5 protein-coding genes are annotated in these 14,654 nt (G+C 67.3%); all 5 read left to right on the top strand.

Going from position 1 to position 14,654, the window contains the following annotated elements:
* Position 1: 1 nt before the first annotated feature.
* The 5 genes from rpsG to ACFC1K_RS10965 all read left to right on the top strand — a co-directional run bounded on the left by rpsG (position 2) and on the right by ACFC1K_RS10965 (position 14,463).
* A complete protein-coding gene (rpsG, locus tag ACFC1K_RS10985) occupies positions 2-472 on the top strand; it encodes a 30S ribosomal protein S7 (RefSeq protein WP_056117669.1) in 471 nt (156 codons plus the stop codon).
* A gap of 94 nt (positions 473-566) precedes the next feature.
* Positions 567-2,681, top strand: a complete 2,115-nt coding sequence (fusA, locus tag ACFC1K_RS10980; protein WP_375871627.1) for an elongation factor G — start codon at positions 567-569, stop codon at positions 2,679-2,681.
* Positions 2,682-2,839: 158 nt separating this feature from the next.
* On the top strand, positions 2,840-4,033 hold the full coding sequence (gene tuf, locus ACFC1K_RS10975) for an elongation factor Tu (protein WP_056371402.1): 1,194 nt from the start codon (positions 2,840-2,842) through the stop codon (positions 4,031-4,033).
* Positions 4,034-4,210: 177 nt separating this feature from the next.
* Positions 4,211-4,429, top strand: a complete 219-nt coding sequence (locus ACFC1K_RS10970) for a hypothetical protein (protein WP_375871626.1) — start codon at positions 4,211-4,213, stop codon at positions 4,427-4,429.
* Positions 4,430-4,761: 332 nt separating this feature from the next.
* Complete coding sequence (locus ACFC1K_RS10965; RefSeq protein WP_375871625.1) at positions 4,762-14,463, top strand: LPXTG cell wall anchor domain-containing protein; 9,702 nt, start codon at positions 4,762-4,764, stop codon at positions 14,461-14,463.
* Positions 14,464-14,654 lie beyond the last annotated feature (191 nt).

Raw genomic sequence — 14,654 nt, 5'->3', positions numbered from 1 at the left:
GATGCCTCGTAAGGGACCCGCCCCGAAGCGCCCCGTCGTCAACGACCCGGTCTACGGCGCTCCGATCGTCAGCCAGCTGGTGAACAAGATCCTCGTCGACGGCAAGAAGTCGCTCGCCGAGTCGATCGTGTACACCGCCCTCAAGGGTGTCGAGGCGAAGAACGGCCAGGATGCCGTCGCCACGCTCAAGAAGGCGCTCGACAACGTGCGCCCGACCCTCGAGGTCAAGTCGCGCCGCGTCGGCGGCTCGACCTACCAGGTGCCGGTCGAGGTCAAGCCTCACCGCGCCAACACGCTCGCCCTCCGCTGGCTCGTGAGCTACGCGAAGGGTCGTCGTGAGAAGACGATGACCGAGCGCCTCCAGAACGAGATCCTGGACGCCTCGAACGGCCTCGGTGCCGCGGTCAAGCGCCGCGAAGACACCCACAAGATGGCCGAGTCGAACCGCGCCTTCGCGCACTACCGCTGGTAAGCCGCTTCGACAGGCTCAGCGACCGGTTCGCCGGTCCCTGAGCCTGTCGAAGGGCCGCCCGCCCAGACCCACCTTCAACAGCTAAGGACACCCCGTGGCACAAGAAGTGCTCACCGACCTCAACAAGGTCCGCAACATCGGCATCATGGCGCACATCGATGCCGGCAAGACGACGACGACCGAGCGCATCCTGTTCTACACGGGCGTCAACCACAAGATCGGCGAGACGCACGACGGCGCTGCCACCACCGACTGGATGGAGCAGGAGCAGGAGCGCGGCATCACGATCACGTCGGCCGCCGTCACGTGCTTCTGGAACAAGAACCAGATCAACATCATCGACACGCCCGGCCACGTCGACTTCACGGTCGAGGTCGAGCGGTCGCTGCGCGTCCTCGACGGCGCGGTCGCCGTCTTCGACGGCAAGGAGGGCGTCGAGCCCCAGTCCGAGACCGTGTGGCGTCAGGCCGACAAGTACGACGTGCCCCGCATCTGCTTCGTCAACAAGATGGACAAGCTGGGCGCCGACTTCTACTTCACGGTCGACACCATCGTCAACCGCCTGAAGGCCAAGCCGCTCGTGCTCCAGCTGCCCATCGGCGCGGAGAGCGACTTCGTGGGCGTCATCGACCTCGTCGAGATGCGCGCACTGGTGTGGCCCGGCGACGCCAAGGGTGACGTGACCATGGGCGCCAAGTACGAGATCCAGGAGATCCCTGCCGACCTCGCCGACAAGGCCGCGGAGTACCGCGAGATCCTGCTCGAGACGGTCGCCGAGTCCGACGAGGAGCTTCTCGAGAAGCACTTCGGCGGCGAGGAGCTCACCGTCGCCGAGATCAAGGCTGCGATCCGCAAGCTCACCATCGCGTCGGAGCTCTACCCCGTGCTCTGCGGCTCGGCGTTCAAGAACCGCGGCGTGCAGCCGATGCTCGACGCCGTCGTGGACTACCTCCCGTCGCCCCTCGACGTCCCCGCCATCGAGGCGAAGGACCCGAAGGACGAAGAGGTCATCATCGAGCGTCACGCCGACCGCGACGAGCCGTTCGCGGCGCTCGCGTTCAAGATCGTCACGCACCCCTTCTTCGGCCGCCTGACCTACATCCGCGTCTACTCGGGTCACCTCGACTCGGGTGCCCAGGTCGTCAACGCGACCAAGGGCAAGAAGGAGCGCATCGGGAAGATCTTCCAGATGCACGCCAACAAGGAGATGCCGGTCGACTCGGTCACCGCCGGTCACATCTACGCGGTCATCGGCCTCAAGGACACCACCACCGGTGACACCCTCGCCGACAGCCAGAACCAGGTCGTCCTCGAGTCGATGACGTTCCCGGAGCCGGTCATCGAGGTCGCCATCGAGCCGAAGACCAAGGCCGACCAGGAGAAGCTGGGTCTCGCGATCCAGAAGCTCGCCGAAGAGGACCCGACGTTCCGCGTCGAGCAGAACGCCGAGACCGGCCAGACGGTCATCAAGGGCATGGGCGAGCTGCACCTCGACATCCTCGTGGACCGCATGAAGCGCGAGTTCAAGGTCGAGGCCAACGTCGGAAAGCCCCAGGTGGCGTACCGCGAGACGATCAAGAAGACCGTCGAGCGTCACGACTACACGCACAAGAAGCAGACCGGTGGTTCGGGTCAGTTCGCGAAGATCCAGTTCGCGCTCGAGCCCCTCGAGGTCACGGCCGACAAGACGTACGAGTTCGAGAACAAGGTCACCGGTGGCCGCATCCCGCGCGAGTACATCGAGCCGACCAACCAGGGCTTCCAGGACGCCATGAACGTCGGCGTGCTCGCCGGCTACCCCATGGTGGGCGTGAAGGCCATCCTCATGGACGGTGCGTCGCACGACGTCGACTCGTCCGAGATGGCGTTCAAGATCGCCGGCTCCATGGGCTTCAAGGAGGCCGTCCGCAAGGCGAACCCCGTCATCCTCGAGCCGCTCATGGCGGTCGAGGTGCGTACTCCTGAGGAGTACATGGGCGACGTCATCGGCGACCTCAACTCGCGTCGTGGCCAGATCCAGTCGATGGAGGACGCCCAGGGCGTCAAGGTCGTCCGCGCGCTGGTCCCGCTGTCCGAGATGTTCGGCTACATCGGCGACCTGCGCTCGAAGACCTCGGGCCGCGCCGTGTACTCGATGGAGTTCGACAGCTACGCCGAGGTTCCTCGCAACGTGGCCGACGAGATCGTCCAGAAGGTCAAGGGCGAGTAACCCTTTTCCGTCGGGATGCCTCGGTGACGCGGCATCCCGACGGCACAACTTCACACAGAATCAACAGAACCGTCTCTACTAAGGTGGAGATATCCCCGTAGACGACCGGCGCACACCAGCGCCCGGAACCTCTACACGAACGTCCTGAGGAGGACCCAGTGGCTAAGGCCAAGTTCGAGCGCACCAAGCCGCACGTGAACATCGGAACGATCGGTCACGTCGACCACGGCAAGACCACGCTCACCGCCGCAATCTCGAAGGTGCTCGCCGACACGTACCCGTCGGCCACCAACGTGCAGCGCGACTTCGCGTCGATCGACTCGGCTCCCGAGGAGCGTCAGCGCGGTATCACGATCAACATCTCGCACGTCGAGTACGAGACCCCGAAGCGTCACTACGCCCACGTCGACGCCCCGGGTCACGCCGACTACATCAAGAACATGATCACCGGTGCCGCTCAGATGGACGGCGCGATCCTCGTGGTCGCCGCCACCGACGGCCCGATGGCTCAGACGCGTGAGCACGTGCTGCTCGCCAAGCAGGTCGGCGTGCCGTACCTGCTCGTCGCGCTGAACAAGTCGGACATGGTCGACGACGAGGAGATCCTGGAGCTCGTCGAGCTCGAGGTTCGCGAGCTCCTCTCGTCGCAGGACTTCGACGGTGACAACGCTCCGGTCGTCCGCGTCTCGGGCCTCAAGGCTCTCGAGGGCGACGCCGAGTGGACCGCCAAGATCCTCGAGCTCATGGAGGCGGTCGACGAGTCGATCCCCGACCCGGTGCGCGACAAGGACAAGCCGTTCCTCATGCCCATCGAGGACGTCTTCACCATCACCGGCCGTGGCACGGTCGTCACGGGCCGCGCCGAGCGTGGCACGCTGGCCATCAACTCCGAGGTCGAGATCGTGGGTCTGCGCCCGACGCAGAAGACGATCGTCACCGGTATCGAGATGTTCCACAAGCAGCTCGACGAGGCCTGGGCCGGCGAGAACTGTGGTCTGCTCCTGCGCGGCACCAAGCGTGACGACGTCGAGCGCGGCCAGGTCGTCGTGAAGCCCGGTTCGGTCACCCCGCACACCAACTTCGAGGGCACGGCGTACATCCTGTCCAAGGAGGAGGGCGGCCGTCACAACCCGTTCTTCACGAACTACCGTCCGCAGTTCTACTTCCGCACCACCGACGTCACCGGCGTCATCACGCTGCCCGAGGGCACCGAGATGGTCATGCCCGGCGACACCACCGACATGACGGTCGAGCTGATCCAGCCGATCGCCATGGAGGAGGGCCTCGGCTACGCCATCCGCGAGGGTGGCCGCACCGTCGGCGCCGGCACGGTCACGAAGATCCTCAAGTAAGGTTCTTCGGCGCAACTGCTGCGAGAAGCCCCCGGGAGAGATCCCGGGGGCTTCTCCGCGTCTGCGGGCGTCTGAGGGGCGTGCGGGCGGCTGACGGTGCGCAGGGGTTCCGCTGCAGCATCCATCCCGACAGGATGGGTCTGGGCGCCTCGCCGGGGGGTGCGCGAAGGAGTGAGCATGGGCGGTTTCGACGACCTGGTGAACCAGGGCAAGGACATGTACGAGCAGAACAAGGACAAGATCGGCGAGTTCCTGAAGTCCGAGCAGGCCGAGGACATCAGCGACAAAGTGCTCGACGGCGCGTCGGGTCTCGCCAAGAAGGTCGTCCCGGAGGAGCACCACGACACGGTCGACGATATCCGCGGGAACGTCGACGGAGCAGTCGGCAACCAGTAGCGGAATCATCGAGAAGCGGCCCGGGGGGACCCGGGCCGCTTTCGCGTTTCCTGAGGCGATCGTGACCGGCGCGTGATCATTGAGACTTGACGTCCCGCCCGAAGCGCCGATAGCTTGACCGTGGGCTACGTGCGTCCGGTGCGACTGGGGAGTTAACACCGGATGGGAACGCACACTTGGGGAGTCCGACCGGGAAATTCGGGGTCCCCTTGAGCTGACATCAGCGAGAAGGGGAAACCTTGATGTCTGGGCACTGGGGAATTGACGGTTCGGCACGCTCGGGAGTGCGGCGGAGGCTTCGGGAGGCGCGTGAGCGCGACCGCAAGCTGACGATGAGGCACCGGTGGTACGCCGGTGGCATCGCGACGCTGCTGTCGGGCGCGCTGATCTTCACGGGGGTCACTCCGGCGATCGCGGAGGTCGTTCCGACGCCCACGCCGTCGACCGAAGCGACGACTCCTCCGGAGGAATCGACTCCTCCTGCCGAGGAGACGCCGGCTGAGCCGGCACCGTCCGACCCGGCGCCCGCCCCGGCGGAGCCTGCACCGGCTCCGTCGGAGGAGTCGACCGAGCCGCCGGCGGATGAGACGCAGAGCGACGAGTCGAAGACCGACCAGTCGCAGTCGCGCGTCGCGCCGTCCACTGAGGACGCCGGCGTCGGCGTTCTCTCGGTGCCTGAGCCGGGCGCGAACCAGGCCGTGATCACGGTGAAGGTCGGCTCCGACCGCACCGGCATCACGGGCGTCACCAACCTCATGGGCGTCGTGCTGCTGCTCAACACGGGCACCAACTCCCCGAGCGGTACGCGCCCTGACGGTGTCGCCGGCACAGGCGACGGATGGGCCAAGTGCACGTCCGACGCCGACGGCGACTGCTCGTTCGTCGTGCCCAATGTGGTGCAGGGGGGCAACCGCGACGCTCGCTTCTGGGTCGTCCAGTCGAGCGTCCCGTCCGGGTACTACTCGAACCCGGTGCTCCGCGTCGGCGGCGCGAGCGGTTCCGGCTCCCAGTTGGCGTACCAGTTCCGCACCGGCACGCTGCTGCGTGCGGGCCAGACCTACTCTTCCCAGAACGCCAACGACTTCATGCTGGCTTCCGGCGACGCGGACAACGCATCGGGCGGCATCTGGCAGCAGTCGCGCAACAACCCCACGCTCGCCCCGGCGTGTGGTCTGGACGTCGCGCTGATCCTCGACATCTCGGGCTCGGTCGGCGACGCGCTCCCGAACCTCAAGCAAGCGGCCAACACGTTCGTGGATGCGCTGCAGGGCACGCCCTCGCGCATGTCGCTGTTCTCGTTCTCCTGGCAAACGCCGGGTGCCGGTGCATCGCAGAACTACCCCGACCTCGTGTCGGTGTCGACCGCCGGCCAGGGGACGACCTTCAAGAACCGGTACTCGGGCTGGACGTCGTCTGGCGGGACGAACTGGGACCGCGGTCTCGGCATCGCAGCCTCGTCGAACACCGGCGCCAACAAGTTCGACGTCGCCGTGATCATCACCGACGGCAACCCGACCACCTACAACCAGCCCTACCAGGGCAGCGGCAGCGACAACCGCTTCCGTGAGACCGAGAACGGCGTCTTCTCGGCCAACGCGCTCAAGGCCGCAGGCACCCGCGTGCTCGCCTTCGGCGTCGGCGCCGGGGCGACGGGAGCGAACAACGCGCTCAACATCCGCGCCATCTCCGGCCCGACCGCGTACACCGGCAGCAACGGCGCCGTCGCGGACTACTACCAGACGGCCGACTACAGCGCTGTCGGCACGGCCCTCCGCAACCTCGCGCTCGGCAACTGCCAGGGCAACCTCACCGTCACCAAGCAGATCGTTCCGAACACCGCTCCGGCGGGCTCGATCGCGGGCGCAACTCCCGCAGGCGCCGGCTGGCAGTTCACCGGTGTCTCGAACACCCCGAACGTGACCACGCCGACGGCGAACCGCACCACGGTCGCCGACGGCACCGGCACCGTGACCTACCCGCTGAACTTCGGCGGTGGCATCAACTCGGGCAACGTCACGGTGACGGAGGCGCAGCAGCAGGGCTTCACGCTCACGCAGGTGAACTCGAAGAACGCCGTCTGTACGAACCTCAACACCGGTGCCGGCGTCACTGTCACGAACCAGGGTCCACTGGGCTTCTCGGTCGACGTGCCGAACACGCAGGCTGTCAACTGCATCGTCTACAACCGGGCACCGAGCCCCGAGGCCGACATCACGGTCACCAAGAAGTGGGTCGTCAACGGCACCGCATACGCGAACGGCGCGCAGCCCGGCGGGCTCACCTCGCAGCTGAGCCTCACGGGTCCCGGCAACGCCACCGCCACGCCCCAGGGATGGGGAGTCACCCGCGGCGGCTACACGCAGGGCAACTCGACGACCCTCACCGAGACGGTCGGGCTGATCGATCCGCAGCTGTGCACCAATGACGCCCGCGTGACCGAGGTCAACGGCTCGACGATGAACACCGCGTTGGGCTCGGGCTACCAGGTCGCATTGAGCCAGGAGCACAACACCGCGACGATCACCAACAACGTCACGTGCCGCAGCACGCTGACCCTCGTGAAGCAGGTGCAGGGCGGCAACGCTCAGGCGTCGTCGTGGACCCTCAACGCGCAGAGCACCGACGTTCCCGCACCGATCGCCTTCGCGTCCGGCACCACGGGCGTCAAGCACGACGTCACGCCGGACGCCCGCTACCAGCTGTTCGAGACGAACGGCAGCCCGCTGTACGCGCAGACCGACAACCGCACGAACCTGCAGTCGAACCCGCTCTCGAGCGGCTCGGCCACCTGTATCCAGGTCGATGGCAACGGCAACCCGGTGCAGGGCAGCGGCTACTCGGACGGCATCAACGGCGGCGTCAACGTGCCGCTGGGATACAACGTCCGATGCACGCTGGTCAACCAGACTGCGTCGCTGACGCTGCTGAAGCACGTCGTCAACGACAACGGCGGCTCCGCCGAGGCCGATGACTGGAAGCTGACCGGAACACCCGCGATCCTCGCCGGACTGTCGGCGACCACGGTCGACGGTTCCGAGACTCAGGTCGCTGCGAGCACCTTCCAGGTGCGCCCGCGTCACACCTACACGCTGACCGAGTCGAGTGTGGCGGGCTACCAGTTCCAGAAGCTGCAGCAGCTGGTGAACGGCTCGTGGGTCGATGTGGTGGCCAACCCGGACCCGAACGGGTACCCGCGCCTGAACGGCCAGGGCAACTGGATGGTCCAGGTCGCCGGCCTCGACGCGCCCGTGTACCGGTTCGTGAACGACGACGTGGCGCCGAAGCTGACCCTCGTCAAGGAGGTCGTCAACAACAACGGCGGCACCGCGGCGAACACCGCATGGACGCTCGCGGCGAACACCCCCGGCGGTCCGAGCCTCAGCGGCGTCACCGGCACTCCGGCGGTCTCGAACCAGAACGTCAAGGCCGGCGTCGTCTACACGCTCTCGGAGTCGGTGATCGCCGGCTACGACTGGACGACGCTCTCCTGCACGGGCTACGCGAACACCACCAAGGACAGCCCGACGCTGACCCTCAAGCCGGGCGACAACGTCACATGTACCTTCACCAACGACGACAAGCCGGGCAAGCTCACGCTCGTCAAGGTCGTCGATGACAGCAACGGCGGCTCCGCGGTCCCGAGCGACTGGAACCAGAAGCTCACGGCCAAGCGTGGCCAGGACGCGACCCTGACGTTCAACCACAACGAGACGAAGGATGTCCCGGCGGGCGTCTACACGCTCAACGAGATCAACCAGATCACCGGCTACGAGTGGACGAACCTCGTCTGCTCGACCGGCGGCACCTCGCTGCAGGACAAGACGGTGACGGTGGCCAACGGCGCGAACGTGACCTGTACCTTCACCAACCGCGCGATCAAGCCGACGCTGAACCTCGTCAAGATCGTCGACAACAAGAACGGCGCCGGCTCCGCCACGCCCGACATGTGGACGCTCACCGCGGCGGCCGACGGCCAGCCGTCGGTGACGGGCCAGGGAACGGCATCCGGAGCGGTCATGCCCGGAGCGGAATATACGCTCTCCGAGAGCCAGAACGTCTCCGGCTACACCGCCGGCGACTGGAGCTGCTACATCACGGGCAGCGACCCGCGGGTGGCGTTCCCGGTCGACGACGACGTCGTGGTTCCGGTGGTCGGCAAGAACGTGACGTGTGAGATCACGAACACCGCGATCCCGGCCGAAGGCGGCATCGTCAAGAAGGTGCGCGCCGGCTCGCCGCAGCAGATCGCTGCCGGCCCGGACGCGGGCAAGTGGCAGATCGTCTACGACATCACGGTGACCAACCAGTCGCGCACGTCGACGCTCTTCTATTCGCTCACCGACGCGCTGCAGCTCGGCGCCGGCATCACGGCCTCGGCCGCGAGCTGGACCGGTCCGAACGGCACGAGCGGTGCCTTCACGCTGCCGGCCGGCACCGCGACGCTGGCGCCCAGCGGGTCGCTCGCACCGCAGACGAACGTGAACCAGCCGCTGGCGACCCACGTCTACACGGTGACGGTGATCGCCGATGTCGCGCCGAGCGCGGCAGGCGCGACCTCCTCGGTCTGCACCTCGACCGAGCCGAAGCGCGCGTTCCTCAACACCGCGACTCTCACGGTCGACGGCAAGCCGACGACGGTGCAGGACTGCGCCCAGCCGGTCTTCCCGACGATCGTCAAGGTGGGGACGAACCCGGCATCGCAGAACCCGGATGCCTCGTGGAACATCCAGTACACGGTCACGGTCGGCAACCCCAGCGCCACCACGGCGCTGCAGGCCACGCTGAGCGACGCGTTCCCCGCGGCTCCGGCCGGCTGGACGCTCGACCCGAACAGCTGGACGGTCACCGCGGTCGGCAGTGCGCCGGCTCCCGCGGCATCGCCCTACGCACCCGGATCGGCGACGATCTGGACGGGCACGCTGCCCGCGAACACGAGCTACGCGTACACCGTGACGGGCAAGCTCGTGCCCTCGACGTCGGCGACCTCGATCGGCGACTGCGCGGCTGAAGCAGGCCTCAAGAACAAGGCGACGGTGACGTCTGGTCAGATCGTGAAGGATGCCACGGGCTGTGTGTCGATCGTGCTCCCGCCGGTGACGGTCGTGAAGTCGAACGCGGGCGTCGTGACGCAGATCTCGCTCACCCAGTGGGAGATCCTGTACGACGTCACCGTGCAGAACTCGAGCCAGACGACGGCGACGGTCTACACCCTGACCGACACCCCGCAGCCGGGCGCAGGCTGGACTGCCGACCCCTCCAGCGGATGGGTTCCGACGGCTGACCAGCCGCCCGTGCCGGCGCCGAACACGCCGATCGCTGCAGGCGCATCGCACACGTTCAAGTACCGCATGGTCGTGAACCGCAACGCGCAGGTCGAGAACCCCTCGCTGACGTGCGACCTCTCGAACGGCGGCGGCTTCTTCAACCGGGCGACGGTGACGTTCCCGGGCGGGACCGCGACCGACACCGGCTGCGCGACGCCGGGTGCCCCGACCATCGTGAAGACCGGCAAGCCGGCGACCGCGAACGAGGACGGCACTTGGACGATTTCGTACGAGGTCGCGGTGTCGAACGCCAGCGGGAAGACGCTGTACTACTCGCTGACCGACACGCCGCCGGCCGCGCCGGCGGGGACCGCGCTCTCGAACTGGAAGGTGACGGGGCCGAACGCCTCGGCCGCATGGCCGACGCCGAACGTCATCGCGGCACAGTCGATCGCGAATGGTGCGACGCACACGTTCACGATCACGGCGACGGTCACCATCACGGGAACGCTGAGCCCGGTGGCGAACGCCTGCGGTGAGGGCACCGCGACCGGTGTCGCGATCGTCAACACGGCGACGGTGACCAACGGCGTCAGCACGACGAACGACGACGGCTGCACCTCGGTCAACCCGAGGCCCGTCCAGGTCGAGAAGTCGGACGGCATCGTCTCGCAGGGCGTCGACGGCATCTGGACGATCGAGTACGAGGTGACGGTGTCGAACCCGAACCCCCTCCCGAGCGTCTACACGCTGACCGACGCGCCGCAGTTCGACGCAACGAGCTTCGAGATCCTCACGCAGGGCTGGGAAGGCTCGCCGGACACCACCGACGTGCCGATCGCGGCGAATGCGACGGGAGCGGACGCCCACGTCTACACCTACGTGATCACGGCCAAGTCGAAGGTCGATCCGGTTCCGGCCTCGGGCCTGCGCTGCACCGAGAACGGCGGTGGCTTCTTCAACGTGGCGACCGTCACGTTCCCGGGAGGCAGCGACAGCGACAGCGGTTGCGCGATCCCGGCGAAGCCGACGGTGCAGAAGACCGCGCTCGAGTCGGTCCAGAACACCGAGACCGGTGAGTGGACGCTCAGCTACGAGGTGTCGGTGACCAACGGCACCGGTGTCGACCTCTGGTACTCGATCACCGACACTCCTGACGCCCTGCCTACGGGCGTGAGCGGCGGAGAGTGGGCGGCGACCGGGCCGGTGGCAACCGGCGGCGGTTCGGGCACGCTGAACCCGGCGTGGGATGGCGACGCAGTCGTGCAGTTCGCGACGGGACTGATCCCGACCGGTGCCACGCACGCCTACACGTTGACGCGCACGGTCTCGGTGGCGGCATCCGTCGAAGACTCCGCCCTCGATTGTGAGAGCGAAGGCGGCGGCATCTGGAACTCGTCGACCGTGACCAACGGCGTCGGCGGGAACACCAGTGAAGACTGCGCCCAGATCGATCGTCCGACGGTCGACATCGCCAAGACCGTGACCGGGACGAAGCAGCTCGAGGACGGGACGTGGGAGATCACGTACGACGTGGTCGTCACGAACTCCTCGACCGCGCTGGCGGCCGTGTACAGCCTCGATGACACCCTCGAGTTCGGTGGCGACATCGAGATCGCGGATGCCTCGTGGACCGGTCCTACCGGACCCGGCGACTTCGCCGGGCCGGCCTGGAGCGCCACCCTTGCGACCGACCAGGTGCTCGCGCCGAAGGTCGACGCGGCCGGTGTCGACACCTACACGGTGACGGTGCACGCGAACATCGACGCGGAAGCGTGGGACGGCGACACCCTCGCCTGCAAGGACGACGAGGGCCCATCGGCCGGCGGCTTCCTCAATGTGGCGACCGTCACGGTGAACGGCGAGGCGATCCCTGCCGACGACTGCTCCGAGCCGAAGCTGCCTACGTTCCAGAAGATCGGGGTCTCGGCCGCACAGGACGAGGACGACGCCTCGAAGTGGCTCGTGACATACGAACTCCGGGTCACCGGCAGCGGTTATGACACGTTCTACTCGCTGTCCGACACGCCGGCGTTCGCTCCGGGGATCGACGTGATCTCGGGTGTGGCGCAGCGGACCGACACCGACCCGGTGGGTACTCCCATCCCGGTGACGGCGGGCACTGACTTCGTGACGAACGTGCCGCTGGGCGCCGACGACGAACCGCACGTGTACACGATCGCGTGGCTCGTCGACATCTCCGACACGTTCGACCCCGACCTCGCAGCCTGCGAGGGCGAGGGCACCGGATTCTTCAACACGGCGCTGCTCTCGATCGGCCAGATCGAGATCCCCGGTGAGGACTGCATCCCCGTCGAGGACCGGGTGTACCCGGTGCCGGTGAAGACGGTGACGTCGACGACGCAGGATCCCGAGACCGGGGACTGGACGATCGTCTACGACATCGACGTGACGCTCGCCGGGGAGGGGCCGCAGAACCCGAAGGCGCTGTCGGCCGAGTACGACCTGACCGACACGCTGGACTTCGGCGGCGACATCAACATCGGCAGCGCCGAGTGGGAGTTCGACGGCACGTCGCACGACTTCGCGGGACCCGATTCGACCGAGACGCTCGCGAACGACCGGACGATCGACGCGGGTGAGACCCACACCTACACGGTGACGGTCGTGGCCTCGGTGACCAAGAAGGCGATCGATGGCCACACCACCGACTGCATCAGCGGGGAGGGCCCGGAGGCCGGCGGCTTCCTGAACACCGCGCTGCTGACGTCGGGTGACTCCGAGACGCCGGTGGACGCCTGCTCCGAGCCCGTGTTCCCCGAGATCGAGAAGCACGGCGGCGAGACGACGGACAACGGTGACGGCACGTGGGACATCGAGTACATCGTCACGGTGAGCTACCCGGTGTCCGACGCCGACCCGCTGCCCGAATCGGTGGCCTACGACCTGACGGACGCCCCGGCGCTCCCGGCAGGCGTCGAGTTGGACGGCGACTGGCACGCCGAGGCGTGGGACGACGACACCCCCGCCCCGACGAACCCGACGTGGAACGGCTCCGGCACCTGGACGGTCGTCGACGGCGGCGAGCTCACGCCCGAGAACGACGTGCACACCTACCGGGTGTACGCGACGGTCGCGGTCACCGAGCCGCCGGCGGGCGAGCCCGAGGTGTGCGAGGACACCGAGGGATCCGGCATCCTGATCCCCAACGTCGGCACCATCACGTCGGGCGACTACGTGTCCGACGACGACGGCTGCCAGGTCGTGCACTACGACGACGTGAAGATCGAGAAGACCGCGTCCGGCCTGCCCGAGGTGGGCAGCGTCGAGCCGGGCGACGAGTTCACGTACGAGCTCACGGTGACCAACCTGGGTACGCGAGACGCCACGAACGTCGTCGTGACCGACCCGATCCCGGATCGTCTCGAGGTCACCGGCATCGAGCTGCCCGCGGGCTGGGTCAACGACAACTCGCCCGACTTCGTGGATGAGAACGGTGAGCTCAGTGTGAGCACTCCGACTCTCGCGGTCGGCGCGTCGGTGACGATCAAGGTGCACGTCGAGTTCACCGAGGTCGAGAGCGACGTGATCGACGTGGGCACCGGCACACCGCCGGAGGCGCCCGCGGCGATCGAGGAATTCGTCAACACCGCGTGCGTCGAGGCCGACAGTGATGCCGTCGAGTCCAACAACTGCGACACGAACGAGATCCCGGTCCGCGACATCTCGGTGGTCGTCTACACGAAGTGCGTGGGCGACGCCCCGTTCCTCGGATGGTCGGTCACGAAGTCGCAGACGCTGCTCGCCGAGCCGATCGACTTCTTCTGGGAGCCGGTCAACGACGACGTGAAGCCGACCACGACGCCGGCCGACGTCACTCTCACCCAGCCGGGCGGGACCCTGACGTGGGCCGACGAGATCTCGTGGCCCGGTGCGGCGTTCACGCCGTCCGGCATCTCGATCGACTACCCCGGATGGCGCGCCATCGAGGTGACCGACATCGTGCCGGGCTCGAACCCCACGCAGTACTACCTGCCGGGAACGAGCAACGTCATGACGCCGGCGCAGCAGGCCGAGTTCATCTTCAACGGCCTGATCCTCGACCCGAGCGAGCTCGACTTCGCCTGGCGCGGCAACACCGAGGTCACGCTCTCGGTCAACCCGAGCGAGACGTTCTCGACCTCGTACCCGCCGGCGACGCCCGAGTGCTTCGTGGCCCGCCACACCGAGGTGCAGATCGAGAAGACGGCGAGCGTCGAGAAGACCGAGCCGGGCAAGTCGTTCACCTACACACTCGACGTGGCGAACGTGAGCGACGACGCGGCGGCGGAGGGTGTGGTCGTGACCGACCAGATCCCGGCCGACATCAAGATCACCGCGGTCAACTGGACCGGCAAGGGCGACGCGAACACGTTCCCGAACTGGCAGTCCTGCGCGGTGACGGGTCAGAACGGCTCCGGTTACGGCGGCACGCTCACGTGCGTGCTGTTCGGACCTCTGCAGCCGATCAACTCCGACAACGGCGGTACATCCGTCGCTCCGCGGATCACGCTCTCGGCGACGGTGAACCCGGCGTCGAAGGCGAACACGATCAACAACATCGCGGTGGTGGATTACCACACGTTCGGCGACCCGGATGACCCGGGCCGCGACTCGGACGACGCCACCGTGCTGCTGTCGTCGCTGCCGGCGACGGGTGGGAGCCCGATGCTGCCGATCATCCTGCTCGGCCTGGTCGTGATGCTCACGGGCGCTGCCGTGGTCGCGGTCTCGCGCCGCCGACGCGGAGAGGCCAAGCCGACGCTGTGATCCCTGGAGAGGGCGGGCATCCCCCAAGGGCCCGTCCTCTCCAGCCACGCCCGGCATCCGTTTTCAACCCGTTACTTGACGCGGGTGGATGCCGGGCATAGCTTTGCCCCGGGAACACGTTTCGGCTCGTGTTTGGGGAGATAGCCGAACCTTGGGGACTTGGGATCCCTCGGTTCTTGGGTTCATCAACT

Source organism: Microbacterium sp. NPDC056057, from assembly GCF_042266945.1.
GTDB lineage: Bacteria > Actinomycetota > Actinomycetes > Actinomycetales > Microbacteriaceae > Microbacterium > Microbacterium trichothecenolyticum_C.
Note: the sequence above shows the minus strand (reverse complement) of the source record. Positions and strands in the feature narration are given on the sequence as shown.